Source organism: Halosimplex litoreum (assembly GCF_016065055.1).
Lineage (GTDB): Archaea > Halobacteriota > Halobacteria > Halobacteriales > Haloarculaceae > Halosimplex > Halosimplex litoreum.
Map to the genome: position 1 here is coordinate 2239427 of NZ_CP065856.1, position 15932 is coordinate 2255358.

A 15932-nucleotide genomic window follows, 5' to 3' on the forward strand; every position below is an offset into this window, starting at 1 on the left:
GATCCCGTTCGAAACCGAGCGGCCACGGGAATTATGTACTCATGGGAAAATGTAGACAGCAGCACAAGATGGCGGTCGTCACGATCGACGGGGTGGCCAGGGAGTACGGGACGACGGCGGAGGACGGCCCCAGCTCGGGGGTCGCGGGAGGACGGACGTGAACGCGCTGACGGTCGCCCGCAAGGAACTGGTCGACAGCCGGCGGTCGGCACTGTTCTGGGTGCTGGCGGCGGTCGTCGCTCTCTACGCCGTCCCGACGACGGTGCGATTCCCGCTCCGTGTCTTCGGGGAAGCGTCGCTCGAACGACGGACCACCGTGCTGTTGCTGACCGCCTCCCGAGCAGTCGCGTTCGCGGCGCTGCTGGTCGGGTCGCTGACCGTCGTCGGCGAACGGGAGTCGGGGAGTCTTCGCGTCCTTCTCGGCTCTGGTGCGCGCCGTCGGGACGTGATCGTCGGCAAAACACTCGGCCGCGGGTCGCTGCTCGCGGGCGTCGTCGTCCTCGGTCTCGCGCCGCTCGTCGCCGCGACCTACTACCGACTCGGCGCCATCTCGGTCCCGAAAGCCGTTCACGTGACGACGCTGACGGTGTTGCTCGGGCTCGCGTACTTCGGCATCGCGGTCGGGTTCTCGACGGCCCTCTCGACGCGACTCCGGGCCGTCGCCGCCTCGTTCGGCGCGTTCGTGCTGTTCACGGAGTTCTGGGAGCGACTCGCCGTCCGTCCCGCCTATCGGCTGGTCTTCGGGCGGGAACCGATGGACAGCGAACTCCAGTTCGCCCTCACACAGCGGCCCCACTTTCAGGACTACGTGCAGGTCGTCAGTCCGAGCAACGCCTACGACTCGGCCAACTACTTCTACGGAACCCTCGACTGGTTCGCCGTCGGGATGTTGCTGTTCTGGTTCGTGGCACCGATCGCGGCGAGTTACGCGTACTTCCGACGACAGGACATCGAACGATGACCACGTACACGCTCTTCCGACGGGAGATCACGGATCTCCGTCGGTCACGGCTACTCGTCGCACTCGTCGGCTGCTTCGCCGCCCTGCTCGCCGTCGCCGCGCTGGCCTATCCGCCGGACGACCCGGTCGATCTGACCTCGTTGCTCGGGGGGGAGTTGAACGGGCTGGCGGTCCCGACCGTCGGAATCCTGCTCGGAGCGTTCGCGCTCGTCGACGAGGTCGAGACCGGCCGACTCGGAGTCTTGCTCGGGGTTCCGGTCACGCGCCGCGACGTGTTCGTCGGGACCGTCCTCGGGCGTGCCGTGGTGCTGGTCGGGGCCGTCGCGGTCGGGTTCCTCGTGGCCGGCGCCGTGCTCTGGGTTCGTCCCACCGCGCTCGACCCCGTGGCCCTGGCACGGGTAGCGTGTGCGACCGCGGGGCTGGGGCTGGCGTTCCTCGGGATCGCCGTCGGGTGGTCGGCGTTCGCGGCCGACCGGATGCGCGCGCTCGGGGCCTCCTTCGCCGCACTGCTTTCGTTCGGGGCGCCCTGGGAGCTGTTCGTCGTCGCGCCGGCGTCGCTGCTCGCGCGCGGCAGCGTCCAACTCAGCAGTAGCCTCGAACCCGCGATCGCCACCGATCCGGCGTGGTACTCCCTGCTCTACTGGGGGAGTCCGACCAACGCCTTCCGGGCAGCGATCTCGGTCTCGGAACCGGTCGTCTGGATGCCCGTTACCGTCCTCGTGTTCTGGACCGTCGTCCCCGCCACCGTCGGCTACTGGCGGTTCCGGTCGCGGGATATCGCCTGATCGCGGCCCCACCGGATGGCTCCGACGGCCGGCGTCGGGTCGCCGATGCGGCCTCGCCTCCGGGCCGCCCGATGGACTAAGGGCTCGCCGCGCGTCCCACCACCATGACCAGCAGCCGACGGAGATGGGGAGACCGATGACGCCCGACGACCCCCCCGACGACCGCCACCCCGCTGACCGCGTCGAGTACGAGCCGGTCAGCGTCGTGGAGCTACTCGGCGAGATGAAAGACATCGCCGAGCTGCTCGTCGATCTGTCCTACTCGTCCGTCCTCTTCGACGACCCCGCCCTCGCGGCGGAGGTGCTCGAACTGGAGTCGCAGATGGACGTGCTCCAGTTGCGCGCGCGAATGAGCCTCGTGATGGCCGGTCGCTCCCCGGACGAGGCCGAGGAGCTGGCGCCCATCTTCGGGATCGTCGGCGCCGCCGAGAAGATCAGCGACGCCGCGGGCGACATCGCGAAGGTCGTCCTCGACGACGTGGGGCTGCCGGCGTCGCTGCGGGCGGCGCTGCCCGACCCCGTCGAGACGCTCGCCCGGGCGAAACTCGACGAGGGCTCGCCGTACGCGGACCGGACGCTCGGCGACATCAACCTGGAGACCGAGACGGGCGTGCGCGTCCTCGCAGTCCGGCGCGGCGGCGAGTGGCTGCTCGACCCCGGCCGCGAGACGACGCTGCGGGCCGGCGACGTGCTGTTCTGTCGCGGCCCCGACGACGGCGTCCAGGGCGTCTTCGAGACGATGACGGGCGAGCCCTACGAGCGACCCGCGCCGGCGGAATCGGACATCGCGGACCTCGACCGGGCGGTCGAGACGGTCGTGCTGATGCGCAACGTGAGCGAACTCGCGGTCGACCTGGCCTACGGGAGCGTGCTGTTCGACGACCCCGAACTCGCCCGCGAGGTGAGCGAACTGGAGGTCGAGGTCGACGCGCTCAAGGAGCGCTTCGAGGCGTGGGCGCTCCGGGCGGCCGGCGAACTCGCCGAGCCGGTGACCATCCGCGGGCTGCTCCACATCGCGACCAGCACGGAGGTGATCAGCGACGCGGCCCTGGAGATAAGCGAGGGCGTCCTCCGCGGGCTCGGGAGTCACCCAGTCGTCCAGGCCGCCGTCGAGGCGTCGGACGAGATTCTCGTCAGCGTCCCCGTGGCGGCCGGCAGCGACCTCGCGGGCACCACCATCGGCGAGCAGGCGCTGCGAACCACCACGGGAACGCTCGTCATCGCGATCAGACGGGACGGCGCCGAGAACGGGACCGACTGGGTCCTGACGCCGTCGCCGGAGACGCGGCTGCGCGCCGACGATACCCTCATCGCGAAGGGAACCAGAGCCGGCGCCGAGCGCCTGCGGGCGCTGGCCGGCGTCGAGGAGGGAGCCGGAACCGGAACCAGGTCGGGGTGACGATGGCCGGCGACTGGTCGGTCCGCGGGATCACCCGTCGGCTCTTTCCGCTGTTGGTCGCGCTCACACTGTTGGAGCTGCTCGGCGGACTCACCCTCGGCAGCTTCGAGGCGACGCTGACTCGCTACCCCTCCCTGCTCGTGCTCGTCCCGGTCACTATCGGGACGGCGGGCAATCTCGGAAGCGTCCTCTCTGCGCGGCTCTCGACGGCCTTTCACCTCGGGCTGCTCACCTTCGAGCCGACCGACGAGCGCCTCGGTGGCAACGCCCTCGCGACACTCCTGCTCGCGGTGACGGTGTTCCCCCTGCTCGGCGCGGGCGCCTGGGCCGTCACCTGGGCGACTGGAACGGCGACGCTACCGGTCGGAACCGTCCTCGCGGTCGCGCTCCTGAGCGGCGTGGTGCTCTCGGTCCTCGCCGTCGCCGTGACCGTCGTCACCGCGTACGGCGCCTACCGCTTCGAGGCCGACCCCGACGACGTGGTCATCCCCGTCGTCACGAACGTCTGCGACGTGCTCGGCGTCCTCGTCCTCTTCGGGGCCGTCAGGGTGGTGGTCGGGTGATCCGTCCCCTCGCTCCCGCCCGCGGTGGGGGTGTCGCCCGGTGACGGTCCGCTCGGTCGCCGTCGAGACCTACCGGAGCGCGCTCCCGGCCTTGCTGGTCAGCGCTCTCGGCGGCCTGCTCGCGGGCGCGATCCTCGGCGGAATGGAGGGCGAACTCGCCGCCGTCCCGGGCCTCCTCGTGGTGGTTCCCGCCTTCCTGGCGATCCGCGGGAGCGTCTACGGGTCGCTGGGATCGCGGCTGTCCAGCGCGCTCCACCAGGGGCTCGTCGAGCCGCGCCTGGCCTACGACGACCGGCTGGCACGTGCCGTCGCCGCCGCGCTGCTCAACGGCCTGGCGGCGAGCCTCGTCGCCGCCACGCTGGCCGTCGGACTGCTTCGCCTACTCGGGCGGCCGGTCGCGCCGTGGTCGACGCTCGCCCTGATCGCGCTCGCCGGGGCGGCGATGGCGGGGATTGCCCTCGTGGGAACGATCCTGATCGTCGTCTTCGTCGGCTACCGCCGCGGCGCCAACCCCGACGATCTGGTGGGCCCGGCCGTGACGACCGCCGGCGACGTGTTCGGCATGGCCGCGCTCTTTCTGGCGACCCGACTCGCGCTGGCCGTGAGTTGATCGGTGGGTGTCGTGGGTGAAACCGCCAGATCCGTCGGAGCGACCGGCGACACAGGGACCGTGACCGCCGATGCAGCAACAGCCACCGCGATCGCCGATGCAGCAACCGCCACCGCGACCACGGACTCGATCGTGATCACAGACAGCGTGAAAGCCCCCACGTGCTCCGGTCGAGGGGTTCGCTGCGCTCCTCGCCTCGCTTCGCTCGGCTGTGGTGCTTGCATCACCCGTCTTCCCGGAGCACGTGGCCCCTTTCATTCCCACCCGCGTCGGCTGATCGGTCCGTCTGTGCGGGCGGGAATGAAAGGGGCAGCCTGCTTCGGGAAGCCCGACGCAGCAAGCACTGGAGCGAACGGAGTGAGCGAAGGGCGTGGTTCGAGAGAGCGAAGCTCTCTCGTCATCTCGAAAATCTTCGATTTTCGGCGACAGCAAGGCGCGCGACCGAAGCAGGCTGGGGCTTTCACGCTGTTTGCGGTTCATGCGGTCGTGACAGTCGCGATACCAGCGGTGTATATCACAGGTCGCCCAAATCACACACGTCGCCAGCCACCCGCACACGAAACCTCGAAGTAGGACGGATGCAAAGCCCCGCGCATGGTAACTCTCGCAGAGTCGGCGACGGAACTCGTCGACAGTATCGTCCAGATGCCGGGCGAGTTCGCCGAAGTGGCGGCGCACGACCCGCTGAACTACGTTCTGATCGCCTTCGGCGCCCTGTTCGTCGCCGGTGCCTCGGCGGTGTTCGGCTACCTCTCGTTGGGTGCCGCCCTCTCGTTGTTGAACATCGACAGCTCGCCACCGCCGGAAGCGCGGTAGACCGATAGCGTCACGACCGCCCGAGACGTCTCCCCGTCACCCCATCTCGCCGAGCAGCTCGATGGCTCGCTCCACGTCGGGGCCGAGCGGCGACGCGGCGACGAAGCTGTCGGCGTACTCCAGCACCGCGTCGATCTCCGATTCGACTTCCTCCGGTGAGCCCGCGATACAGAACGCGTCGAGCATCGCGTCGGTCACCTGGCCGGCGGCTTCGCGGAACTCCCCGGCCGACACCGCCGACCCCACCGCTTCCGCGGCTTCGCGGTCGATGTCGTGGCGCTCGAGCACCGGCGGCGGCGCGCCGCCGGCGACGAACGCGACCGGAAATCGGGCTTCCTCGCGGGCCGCGTCGCCGTCGTCGGCCACGCTGACCGACGCGTAGGCACCGAAGTCGAAGTCGCCGCGCTCGTCGGGTCGCTCGCCGAGCCCTTCGGCGACGCGGTCGCTGGCCCACGCGTAGTCGCGGGGGTGGGCGCCGTTGTAGAGGACGCCGTCGGCGTGTTTGGCGGCCATGCGGGTCATGTGGGGGCCCTGGGCGCCGACGTAGACCGGGATGGAGCCGGCGTCGTAGTTGAGGCCGGCGCCGTCGGCTTCGAAGGTGCCGTCGTGGTCGACGCGCTCGCCGTCCCAGAGGCGCTGGGCGACTTTGAACGTCTCCAGCACTCTGCGGAGGGGGCTGTCGGGGTCGATACCGAGGTTCGCGAGCGTCGAGGCGTCGCCGGGGCCGACACCGAAGACGCCGCGACCGCCGCTGTACTCGTCGAGGGTGGCCATCCGGGAGGCCAGCGTGACGGGGTGGGTCTCGTAGGGGTTCGCGACGCCCGGCCCGACGTCGATCTCGTCGGTTTCGCCGGCGATCGCCGTGAGCGCGGAAAACTGGTCGCGGTTGTTGTAGTGGTGGCTGACGAACGCGGCGTCGAAACCGACCGACTCCGCGGTCGCGCCCAGCTGTGCCATCGTCGAGACCGGCTGCTCCGGCGTGAGTTCGATTGCTCTCATTGGTGGTCTCCGTCGGACTCGTCTTCGTCGCTGTCTCGCAGCCGCTGCTTGTCGTACTCCCACTCCCGCAGCGCGTCGCGGACGTAGTCGCCTCCCGAAGAGCGAAAGAGGCCGTCGTGGGGCTCGTGGTCGCCGAACTCGAAGTCCCGGACGACCACGACGGGGAGGCCGTCGTCGCCCTCGCCGGTGAGGAGGTTCGCGGCGGCGGCGAGTTCGTCGACGACGGCCTCGACGGTGACGCCGAGTTCGCGGCCGTCGCGGTCCGACTCGCCGCGCCAGTCGCGGGCGGCGGGCACGCCCGCCCAGCCGAGAGCGACGCCGCGCTGGCCCTGGCGGAACGGGCGCCCGGAGGTGTCGGTGACGACGACCGGCGCGTCCAGCGTCTCCGAGATCCGTTCGGCGCTGGCGGAGGGCTCCTCGGGGAGCAGGAGGAGTTCCGAGTCGGGGACGTTCGAGCGGTCGATGCCCGCGTTGACCGTGATGTGGCCGAACCGGGTCACGGCGAGCATGAGCGGCTCCTCGGTGAGTAGCTCCTCGCTTTCGTCGAGGACGGCCTGTGCGAAGCGGGGGTCTTTCTCCTCGCCGGCGAGTTCGCCGATGCGCTCGGCGATGGCTCGCGCCCGCGGGCCGGGGTCGAACTCGGACAGGTCGACCCCGCGACCTTCGGCCTTCGAGACGATAGAGTGGGAGACACAGACCACGTCGCCCTCCTCGAGGTCGACGCGCTCGGCGACGAGCTCGCCCACGTCGTCGCCGGGGCGGACCTCCGGCAGGCCCTCGACCGCGAACAGTTCCATAGTCGGATTGAGTGGTGACCGGTCAAAAGCGCCCCGCTATGAGCAGGTGTCGCCCGGGTCGGCGACGCACGCCGGCGTGACGGCGCGGCCGACGCCGACGTCGACGGACGCCGATCCGAAACCCTGGTAGCCCGCCGCTGCACAGACCAATCTATGCCCGACGACTCTGCAGGCGCCGACACCGGCGCGACCGATGCCGACGTCGCCGCTATCGGCGCCGACGCGCTCGCCGACACCGCCGTCCGGGCGGTCGAGGCCGGCGGCGACTACCTCCGCGAGGCGTTCGCGGACGGCGCGACGCCCGCCGACTACACCGCCACGGACGTGAAAGCCGAGGCCGACCGCGAGGCCGAGCGGCGTGTCCTCGACGCCATCGCAGACGCCCATCCCGACCACCGTGTCTCCGCCGAGGAATCGGGCGACCACGACGGCGACGGCGACTACCGCTGGGTGGTCGACGCGCTCGACGGCACGAACAACTTCGCCGCCGGCATCCCGACTTTCGGCGTCGCCGCGACGGCCTGTGAGCGGTCCGGCCCGGGCGGTCCGGAGAACGAACCGGTCGCCACTGCGGTCCACGTCCCGATGCTCGGCGACACCTACGTGGCCGAGCGCGGCAACGGCGTCCGACACGACGGCGACCCGGTCGAAGTGACCGACGGAGCGACGCTCCCGCCGGCGAAGGCGACGGTCGCGACGATCGTCGGCCCCGAAGTGGTCTCGGGCGGCGCCGAGCGTCGCGAGTGGGACGCGGTCGTCGACGCCGTCGCCGAGGTCCCCAAGCGTGTCGTCGAGACGTGGGCTCCCGTCGTCTACTGGGGACTGCTCGCCCGCGGGAAGCTGGAGGGGTTCGTCTGTTACTACCCGGCCGAGCGCGAGCAGGTCGCCGGGTCGCTGCTCGCGCTGGAGGCCGGCGCCGTCGCCCGCGCCGAGGGGCCGCTGACCGTCTTCGGTGCCGATCGCGAGATCAGAGACGCGCTGTTCGATGCCGCGACCGACGCGCTCTGAGGTCCTCCTCCGCTCCGAACGGCCTCCTCGCTCAGCCTTCGTGGACGGTCACGTCGAGCTCGCCGTCGGCCGCCTCGACGGTCAGCATCGTCGCCCGGTCGGCGGGGGCAGCGCCGGTCGCGCTCCCGGGATTCAGCACGCGCACACCGTGGACCTCACTGTCGAACACCCGATGAGTGTGGCCGGCGACGCCGAGGCGTGGCTCGTCGGCCTCCTCGCGGACGGCCGTCGCGACCCGGTCCGCCCAACCGCGCTTGGAGCCGGTACCGTGGAGGACGACGAACGTGACGCCGCCGAACTCGACGGTGACTCGCTCGGGGAGACCGATCGACGGATCCGTGTTGCCGGCCACCGCGGTCAGTTCGGGAGCCAGATCCTGTACGTCGGCCAGCGTCCCCTCCGAGTCGAAGTCGCCGGCGTGGATCACGTGGTCGGCCGCGCGGATCCGCTCGCGGAACGCCTCGGGGATCCGCCGGGCCCGCGAGGGGATGTGCGTATCGCTGATAACGGCGAGTTCCATGGAAACGGATACGGTCGGGACGCCAAAGTCGGTTCCCTTCGGAGCGCCGTCTCGTTCCGGCTCGACGCCGCCTCCGCGTTCGGTCGACCCCGTGGCTGATACGGCCGGCGGACGTACCTCTCAGCGATGACCGGTGACAGCGATCCGGGGACGGACGCCGACGCCGCAGGCCAGGACGGTCTCGACGAGATCCACGTCGTGACGGTGTTCCTCCGCAACGAAGGGGCGATCCTCCTCCTCCGCCGGAGCGACGCGGTCGGCTCCTACAGCGGGCACTGGGGCGCCGTCGCGGGCCACGCAGAGTGCGAGGCGCGACCACGGGGAGCGTCTCGGATACGCGAGCGGGGAGTGAGCGACGCGGAGCGACTCGCGAGCGAGGGCGATCCGGACGCCGCAGCGTACGAAGAGATACGGGAGGAGACGGGGCTCGACCCCGACGCCGACACCGCGCTGGTTCGGCGGGGAGACCCCTTCGCAGTCGTCGACGACGACCTCGGCAAGCGCTGGGTCGTCCACCCGTCCCTCTTCGACTCCGCGACTCGATCGGTCGACCCGAACGAGGAGACCGACCAGTTCGAGTGGGTGGCGCCGACGGCGATCCTGCGCCGGAAGACGGTCCCCGATCTGTGGCGCTCCTACGACCGCGTGCGGCCGACGATCGAAACCGTCGCCGCCGACGCCGACCACGGGTCGGCCTGGCTCTCGCTGCGAGCGCTCGAGGTGCTCCGCGACGAGGCGGCGCTGGCGGCCGAGCGAGCCGACCACGTCGACTCGTGGTCGCAGCTCACGACACTCGCTCGCGACCTGCTCGACGCCCGCCCGTCGATGGCCGTCGTCGCCAACCGAGTCAACCGAGCGATGGACGCCGCCGCCGAGGCGGCCACACCGGCGGCCCTCGAAGCGGCTGCCTTCGAAGGTACCGAACTATCGAAGGCCGCAGACGCCGATGCAGCCGCTTTCGCGGCCGATCGGGTCCCGGACCGAATCGCCACGCTGTCGCGGTCGGGGACGGTCGCGACGGCGGTCGAGCGGGCGGACCCGGAGGCGGTACTGGTCGCCGAGTCGCGGCCCGGCCGGGAGGGTGTCGGGACCGCCGAGCGGCTCGCCGAGCGGACGGACGCGACGGTGACGCTCACGACCGACGCGGCGCTGGCCGACCGGCTGGCGGCGACGGATGTCGGGGCGGTCGTCGTCGGCGCCGACACGGTGCTTCCGGACGGTCGGGTCCTCAACAAGGTCGGGACGCGAGCGGCTGCCGCCGTCGCCGCGGCCGAGGGGATCGACTGCTACGTCGTCGCCGCGAGCGACAAGATCGCGGCGGCCGAAGCGCACGTCGACGGCGCCGACCCCGCAGAGGCCGACGGCGTCGACCGCGAGGAGCGCGACCCAGTTGAACTGTACGACGGCGACGCGTCCGTCGCCGTCGCGAATCCGACCTTCGACGTGACGCCTCCCGACCTGATCGACGCGGTCGTCACCGAGCGCGGCGCGCTGGACCCGGTCGGGACCCGCGAGGTCGCAGAGGAACACCGCGCGCTGGCCGCGTGGGACGAGTAGGAGCACCCGTGCTCGCCGCTCCGCATGCCTCGCGCCACACCGCACAACGGTTTTCACCGCGGCTCGCGTCCGATCGACCAGTGACAGCCGACGCCACCGCCGACGGAGTCGCAGAGTGCGTCGTCGTCCGGTACGCCCCGGTCACCGACCGGATCACCGAGGAACTGGAAACCTCGCGATACGGCACCTACCTCCGCCGCACCGAGGCGGGACCGGTCGCGACCGGAGACGAGTGGGAGGGCTTCGTGAGCCGCGGCTGCGGCGCCACCGTGGACGTGACGCTTTCCGTCGGAGCAGTCGAAGGCGGCGACCGCGTCGGCGAGACGACCGAGTTCGAGTTCGCGCCCACGATCGAGGGCGACGAGGACGAGGCAGCGACCGGAGACGACGACTGACCGGCTCGCCGCTCAGCGCTCGTCGAGGGCGACGGGGACGCCGGCCTCGGCCACGTCGGCGGCGAACTCCCGGGAGTCGGTTTCGAGGGTGGAGAAGGTGTTGTAGTGGACGGGGACGACGAGCTCGGGCTGCATGCGAGCGGCGAGGACGGCGGCCTCGTGGCGGTCCATCGTGAACCGCGGACCGATGGGCGGGCAGAACACCGACACCTCGACGTTCTGGTGGGGGCCGAGCGCGTCCGTGTCGCCGGGGTAGAGCACTCGCTTGCCCTCGACGTCGACGAGGAAGCCACAGCCGAAGCCTTCGGGGTGGAACGGCGTGCCGTCGGGGCGGGTGTGTGGCCCGTCCTCCTCGTTGTACGCCGGCACCGTCCAGAGCTGGACGTCGTCGACGTTCACCACCTCTTTGTCACCGACCGTCACGACCTCGCAGGACAGTGAATCCAGCGGCGGGAGTTGGCGATCTTCGACTCCCGCTTCGATACCTTCGAAGGCGACGACCGTCGTGTCCTCGTTCGCGACGCGTTCGACGCCCTCGGGGTCGTAGTGGTGGACGTGCGTGAGACACACCACGTCGGCGTCTTCCGGGCGGTAGTTCCGCGCCGGCGGGTGGCCGATCCCTTCGGTGTCGGGTTCCCACTCGCCCGTGAGGACGCCGTATCGCCCGGGATCGGTGTAGACGACGGTGTCCTCGCCGGCGAACCGCAACGTGGCGTAGCCCAGCCACTCGACGGTGATCCCGTCGTGGCGCACGGTCATTGCTCGCCCTACGCGTCTCGGCGCACATAAGTCGGGTGCCTTTCCGCCGAGCGTGTGTGTGTATACGATGTAGTGCACTGGATACGTGCCGACTACGTGAACTTTTGAGAGGCGACGGCGAACCCCTCGGTGGTGGCGATGACGAGCGGTCACGCCACTGAGGCTCGGTCTCTGTTACAGCGGTTCAAGGAGAAAGCCCACGGATTCAGCCGTGGGATGAATCCGACAACAGCCGAAATAACTACCACGATTCATATCGTAGACTGTGCTACCGAGCCTCGGGTAAGGATATGCACGCCAGCGGGGTGGTAAATGAAGCCCGCTATCCGAGTCGGGGGCCGCACTGGCACGGCCCACAACCCCACCGAACGACCCGAGTGGGGAACCTCCCCCTCGTGGGCACGGTCTGTGACCGTGGAACCCCACGACTTCACTCGTGGGAGGATGTCAGTGGCTCCATCGTCGCGCCGGTCGGGTAGCTATCGCTCGGGGAGCTTCCACGCCTGCTGGATGTCCACGAGTTCGTCCGGGTTCGGGAGCGTGTTCGCGGGTCGTTCGACGATGTCCATGATCTCTGCCGCTCTGAAAACCCGGTTCTGTTCGTTGCCCGTTATCTCCTCGACGGCGCCGTCCGCTTCGAGTTCGTCGACGGCGTTGTTCGCGGTCTGGTAGACGACGCCGATCCGCTCGCTGGCTTCCCGGACCGTGAAGTACGGGTCTTCGAACAGTGCCAGCGACAGTCGGCGAACGGACTTGGCCGCGTCGGCGTATCGTCGCTCGTACTCCGTTCGCCTCTCGACGAGCAGCCTCGCACGGACGAACGCCTCCTCGGCCTGCTCGCGGATACCCCGTAAGAAGAACTGAAGCCACTCGTCCCACGCGCCTTCCTCGCTCACGGCGAGCAACCGATCGGCGTACTCGGTCCGGTAGCGTTCGATGTAGGAACTCAGGTAGAGCATCGGGTAGTGGAGCAAGCCGCTGGCGACGAGCATGAGGACGACGAGCAGTCGGCCGACCCGTCCGTTGCCGTCTTTGAACGGGTGTATCGTCTCGAACTGGTAGTGTGCGACCGCGATGTCGACTAGGTCCGGCCAGTCGGAGCCCTGCTGGACGAACCGTTCGAGGTCGTCCATCAGTCGCTCGACCCCATCGGGTTTCGGTGGGACGAACCGGATTCGCTTCCCCAACCCCTGCGGACTCTCCTCCTCGATCACGGCGTACCCCGGCCGGTACTCCCCCGGAAGCGGGTCGTCATCTTTCGATCGACCCTCCACGAGGAGCTGCTCGTGGAGCGACTTGACGAGTTCCGTCGTGATGCTCTCCCGTTCGATACCGGCGGTCCGGAGAAACGAGATCGCGTCGTCGAGCGCCCCGATGTAATTCCGGGCCTCTCTGACATCGGCCTCGTGACCGGTCTCGATCGGCTCTCGTATCTCGAGTTCGTCGACATCGTAGCGATAGATGTCCGAGACCGTGACGGCCGTCCCCTCGACCCGAGAGGACTGTTCGGCTTCTTTGTAGACGAACGAACTGAACACCGCGCCGGGATTGTCGATCTCGCTCCCGAGCCCTTCGAGCCGCCCGAGGGCCCACATCGCTCTCGAGACCTCGTTTACAATATCGTCAGAGAGTTCTACTGCTGGCGGCAACCTGTCCGGGAAGTACGCCTTCGGGAGCCGTTCGCTGGTCCGCAGCGGCATGTATTGACCGGGTGCACTCGACGGGAGATCGTATCCGTCTTTCATTGTCTACCGTTGGACGGCGCTTCATTAAAAATTCCTCCGCAATTCTAAAATCAATTCTCCATTGGCGTAGTGCATTTCAATTTTTCGCGCAACCTCAGTATTGGAGACGATCTCCGTAGCCACTATCGAATTCCGTCCGGATATAGATTGAATATCCTTTTCAGCGACGCCGGAGTATCCACGTACGGTGGCGATGACGAGCAGTTACCCCCACTGAGCCCCTTGTGACGAGGACTTTCACCGAGCCACCGTCTCACGCCCGCGAGCGGCGGCGCTGTAGCGGATCGACGAGCAACCGAAAACAGCGACCGCGCCCGTCAGAACGGCGACGCAGGCCCTTCGTCGCTGTCGGTCGTCTCGGCGGCGTCGAGCGGCCCGTCCCAGTCGTTGAGTCCGCCGTGGAGGCTCTCGACGGGACCGTCGACGCCCTCGTAGGAGCCGACCAGGCGGGCGGCCTGGACGCTGGATTTACCCATCGGGCAGACCGTCACGACGCGGTCGGCGCCGTCGAGTTCCTCGACGCGGTCGGTGAGTTGGTTCGCCGGGATGTTCTCGCTGCCGGGGATGTGCCCGCGCTGGAACGAGCCCGGGTTCCGGATGTCGACGATCCGGAGGTCGTCGGCGGGATCGCCGTCGCCGTTCGTGTCCAGTAGCTCCTGCAGTTCCTCGCCGGAGATCTCGCCGTCCATCGTTGGCGGCGATCGGTGGCCGGACGGCATATGTTCGTCGGAGTTCGGCGAGCGAACCCCCCGGTACGACCTACAGCAGCCCCTCGTCGCGGGCGACCAGCAGAGAGGTGAGTGGGGCGGCGAACGGAACGTCGCGGGACCGAACGGCGGCCACGGCCTCCTCGGCGGGGACGGCGAACACCTCGATGTCCTCGCCGCCCTCGCGGTCGACGGCCCCGGGTACCAGGTCGGTCGCGTAGACGACGGCCTGCCGCATCCGGGTCCACGCCGTGGGTTCGAACACCTCCAGCAGTTCGGCCTCACCGGCCCGGAAGCCGGTCTCCTCGCGTAACTCGCGGACGCCCGCGTCGACGAACGACTCGCCGTCGTCGACCGCGCCGCCGGGGACCGTGAGCAGCGACCGATCGAGCCGGGCGTCGTACTGTTCGAGCAGGAGGAGATCGCCGCCGGCCGTCTCGGCGACGACGGCCACGAAGTCGCCGGGGTCGATCCAGTAGTAGCGGCTCACCGCGCCGTCGGGCTGGCGGTACTCGTCGTAGCCGGCGCTGAAGTAGGGGTTCTCCCAGACGACCTCGGTGTCGAGGAGCGCCCAGTCGGCGCCGGCGTCGGCGGGCGGGTCGGCGAGGTCGGCTGCGCTCGCTGGCGTCGGTTCGGCGGGTTCGCCGTCGTCGGTCACAGATACCCCTCCTCGCGAGCGAGCAACAATCCGGTGAGCGTGATCCCCTTCGACGGACCCTCGCGGTCGCGGAGTCGGTCGATAGCTTCGTCGGCGGGGACCGTCTGCACGTCGATGTACTCGCCGTCGTCGAGGTCGCGCTCGCCGCGGTCGAGGTCGGTGGCGACGTACACGTGGCGGACGTACCGCGTCCACGGCGACAGCGTGTGCGTTTCGAGGTGCGACAGATCGTCGGCGACGAATCCGGTCTCCTCGCGCAGTTCGCGCGCGGCCGCCGCCGCCGGGTCCTCGCCGTCTTCGACGAACCCGCCCGGAAGGCCGAGCGATCGCTGGCGGTAGCGCGGTCGGTACTGCTCGACCATAACGAGCTCGTCGTCGTCGGTGAGCGCGAGGACGGCCGCCGCGTCGGCGGAGGCGAGCCAGTAGTACTCGCCCTCAGTTCCGTCCGGTCGCCTGACCACGTCGTAGCCCGCCTCGCAAAACGGCGTCTCCCAGGCGACGACCGCTTCGCGGACCGGCCACTCGGGGTCGTCGTCCGCCCAGGGCGGGTCCGGCGGACTCACAGCAGTCCGTCTTCCTTGGCGAGCAGGATCCCCTCGATGGTGGCGTCGTTGGCGGGTTCGCGCCGGGCCACGTCGAGCGCGTCGTCGATGGGGACCGTCGTCACCGAGAGGAACTCGTTGCCGTCGAGCTTGCGTTCGACCGGTTCGAGTCCCTCGGCGAAGACGATCCCCCGGCGGTGGCGCAACACTCCGGTCGAACACCAGAAGTCCTCGATCAGGGAGATCCCGGCGGGGTCGAAGCCGGTCTCCTCGCGCAGTTCGCGGGCGCCGGCGGTCGTGAACGACTCGCCGTCCTCGACGATGCCGGCGGGGAGTTCGAGACACTGCTCGCCGATGACGGGGCGGTACTGGTCGACGAGGACGAGCTCGTCGCCGGACCGCGCGACGACGACGACGGCGTCGGGGAGTTCGGCCCAGTAGTAGGACTTCTCGCTGCCGTCGGGCTGCTCGACGCGGTCGTAGCCGCCGGTGTACCAGCCGGTCTCGTACTCGGTCGCGCGGTCGGTGACCGGCCAGTCGTGGTCGGGTTCGCGGACCGGTTCACCGGCGGCGGGGGCAACCGTCTCCCCGTCTTCGTGGCCCGCACCGTGATCTGCGTCCTCGGGGTCGTTCATGGTCGCTGTGAGACCGCGACCCGGTAAAGCGTGCCGTTGTACGAGACGAGGACGCCCGACTCGGAGACGGCGGTCGCGTTGCGCGCCGACAGCGCCGACCGCTCGTCGAACGGCGAGTGGGTGAACGACTCCTTGAACCCCCACGGCCCCTCCCGGTAGGGGTCGGAGGTGCCGTTGCGGAGCGCCTGCGTGGTGTAGGGGTACTGTCGCTCCGAGAGCGCCGACCCGTTGACTGCGGCGCTTTCGTTGATCGATGCCGTTCCGTTCGCCGACGCGTTCGCCGCGTCGACGGGCTCGGCGGTGACGTAGTAGGGGTCGCCGCTCGCGAGCAGCGACGGCAGGGCACCGAGCGCGAGCAGCGCGACCATCACTCCGAGGATCAACAGCACGGCGTTGCGAGTGACCCGGCGCATACCCATCGCTACGGCAGAGCGCGTGAAAACGACACGGATACGCGACCGCGACGGGCGAACGCG

General features: G+C 69.6%; 19 protein-coding genes. 9 read left to right on the plus strand and 10 right to left on the minus strand.

Going from position 1 to position 15932, the window contains the following annotated elements; genetic code table 11:
* Nucleotides 1–157: 157 nt before the first annotated feature.
* From I7X12_RS11110 to I7X12_RS11135, 6 genes are all read left to right on the plus strand, one after another.
* Nucleotides 158–961, plus strand: coding sequence for an ABC transporter permease (locus tag I7X12_RS11110; RefSeq protein WP_198060152.1), 804 nt, complete (start codon nucleotides 158–160; stop codon nucleotides 959–961).
* The gene (locus I7X12_RS11115; RefSeq protein ID WP_198060153.1) at nucleotides 958–1746 is read left to right on the plus strand and encodes an ABC transporter permease subunit; all 789 of its coding nucleotides are present in this window, start codon (nucleotides 958–960) and stop codon (nucleotides 1744–1746) included. Before I7X12_RS11110 ends, I7X12_RS11115 begins: the two co-directional genes overlap by 4 nt.
* Before the next feature lie 136 nt (nucleotides 1747–1882).
* A complete protein-coding gene (locus I7X12_RS11120; RefSeq protein WP_198060154.1) occupies nucleotides 1883–3145 on the plus strand; it encodes a potassium channel family protein in 1263 nt (420 codons plus the stop codon).
* Between the two features lie 2 nt (nucleotides 3146–3147).
* Entirely contained in the window at nucleotides 3148–3708 is a 561-nt protein-coding gene (locus I7X12_RS11125; protein ID WP_198060155.1) for a magnesium transporter, read from the plus strand.
* 40 nt (nucleotides 3709–3748) lie between these two features.
* Nucleotides 3749–4318 carry a magnesium transporter gene (locus I7X12_RS11130; RefSeq protein ID WP_198060156.1) on the plus strand — a complete coding sequence of 190 codons (570 nt, stop codon included), beginning with the start codon at nucleotides 3749–3751 and terminating at the stop codon, nucleotides 4316–4318.
* A gap of 594 nt (nucleotides 4319–4912) precedes the next feature.
* Nucleotides 4913–5134: a hypothetical protein gene (locus tag I7X12_RS11135; RefSeq protein WP_198060157.1), complete on the plus strand. Its 222-nt coding sequence runs from the start codon at nucleotides 4913–4915 to the stop codon at nucleotides 5132–5134.
* Between the two features lie 36 nt (nucleotides 5135–5170).
* On the opposite strand, the gene I7X12_RS11140 is transcribed toward I7X12_RS11135, so the two are convergent.
* Together I7X12_RS11140 and I7X12_RS11145 are read right to left on the minus strand one after the other, a co-directional pair.
* Nucleotides 5171–6133 (minus strand): 5,10-methylenetetrahydromethanopterin reductase, encoded by a 963-nt coding sequence (locus I7X12_RS11140; protein WP_198060158.1) that lies wholly within the window; start codon nucleotides 6131–6133, stop codon nucleotides 5171–5173.
* On the minus strand, nucleotides 6130–6930 hold the full coding sequence (locus I7X12_RS11145) for a coenzyme F420-0:L-glutamate ligase (RefSeq protein WP_198060159.1): 801 nt from the start codon (nucleotides 6928–6930) through the stop codon (nucleotides 6130–6132). The genes I7X12_RS11140 and I7X12_RS11145 overlap by 4 nt, the downstream gene beginning before the upstream one ends.
* A gap of 153 nt (nucleotides 6931–7083) precedes the next feature.
* Between I7X12_RS11145 and I7X12_RS11150 the strand changes: the two genes are divergently transcribed.
* The gene (locus I7X12_RS11150) at nucleotides 7084–7938 is read left to right on the plus strand and encodes an inositol monophosphatase family protein (protein WP_198060160.1); all 855 of its coding nucleotides are present in this window, start codon (nucleotides 7084–7086) and stop codon (nucleotides 7936–7938) included.
* 31 nt (nucleotides 7939–7969) lie between these two features.
* Here I7X12_RS11150 and I7X12_RS11155 read toward each other — a convergent pair whose 3' ends face one another.
* Nucleotides 7970–8458 (minus strand): metallophosphoesterase family protein, encoded by a 489-nt coding sequence (locus tag I7X12_RS11155; RefSeq protein WP_198060161.1) that lies wholly within the window; start codon nucleotides 8456–8458, stop codon nucleotides 7970–7972.
* Nucleotides 8459–8584: 126 nt separating this feature from the next.
* On the opposite strand from I7X12_RS11155, the gene I7X12_RS11160 reads away from it, so the two are divergent.
* Both I7X12_RS11160 and I7X12_RS11165 read left to right on the plus strand, forming a co-directional pair.
* Nucleotides 8585–10015 carry an NUDIX domain-containing protein gene (locus tag I7X12_RS11160; RefSeq protein ID WP_198060162.1) on the plus strand — a complete coding sequence of 477 codons (1431 nt, stop codon included), beginning with the start codon at nucleotides 8585–8587 and terminating at the stop codon, nucleotides 10013–10015.
* Between the two features lie 80 nt (nucleotides 10016–10095).
* Nucleotides 10096–10410 (plus strand): hypothetical protein, encoded by a 315-nt coding sequence (locus I7X12_RS11165; RefSeq protein ID WP_198060163.1) that lies wholly within the window; start codon nucleotides 10096–10098, stop codon nucleotides 10408–10410.
* Between the two features lie 12 nt (nucleotides 10411–10422).
* On the opposite strand, the gene I7X12_RS11170 is transcribed toward I7X12_RS11165, so the two are convergent.
* From I7X12_RS11170 to I7X12_RS11200, 7 genes are all read right to left on the minus strand, one after another.
* Complete coding sequence (locus I7X12_RS11170) at nucleotides 10423–11169, minus strand: MBL fold metallo-hydrolase (protein WP_198060164.1); 747 nt, start codon at nucleotides 11167–11169, stop codon at nucleotides 10423–10425.
* A 479-nt stretch (nucleotides 11170–11648) separates the two neighbouring features.
* Nucleotides 11649–12914 (minus strand): Fic family protein, encoded by a 1266-nt coding sequence (locus I7X12_RS11175; protein WP_232342803.1) that lies wholly within the window; start codon nucleotides 12912–12914, stop codon nucleotides 11649–11651.
* A 317-nt stretch (nucleotides 12915–13231) separates the two neighbouring features.
* On the minus strand, nucleotides 13232–13603 hold the full coding sequence (locus I7X12_RS11180) for a rhodanese-like domain-containing protein (protein WP_198060165.1): 372 nt from the start codon (nucleotides 13601–13603) through the stop codon (nucleotides 13232–13234).
* 70 nt (nucleotides 13604–13673) lie between these two features.
* Nucleotides 13674–14279, minus strand: coding sequence for an NUDIX hydrolase (locus I7X12_RS11185; RefSeq protein ID WP_198060166.1), 606 nt, complete (start codon nucleotides 14277–14279; stop codon nucleotides 13674–13676).
* Nucleotides 14276–14842, minus strand: coding sequence for an NUDIX hydrolase (locus tag I7X12_RS11190; RefSeq protein WP_198060167.1), 567 nt, complete (start codon nucleotides 14840–14842; stop codon nucleotides 14276–14278). The genes I7X12_RS11185 and I7X12_RS11190 overlap by 4 nt, the downstream gene beginning before the upstream one ends.
* Entirely contained in the window at nucleotides 14839–15456 is a 618-nt protein-coding gene (locus I7X12_RS11195; protein ID WP_198060168.1) for an NUDIX hydrolase, read from the minus strand. Before I7X12_RS11195 ends, I7X12_RS11190 begins: the two co-directional genes overlap by 4 nt.
* On the minus strand, nucleotides 15453–15869 hold the full coding sequence (locus I7X12_RS11200; RefSeq protein WP_198060169.1) for a hypothetical protein: 417 nt from the start codon (nucleotides 15867–15869) through the stop codon (nucleotides 15453–15455). The genes I7X12_RS11195 and I7X12_RS11200 overlap by 4 nt, the downstream gene beginning before the upstream one ends.
* Between the last annotated feature and the right edge of the window lie 63 nt (nucleotides 15870–15932).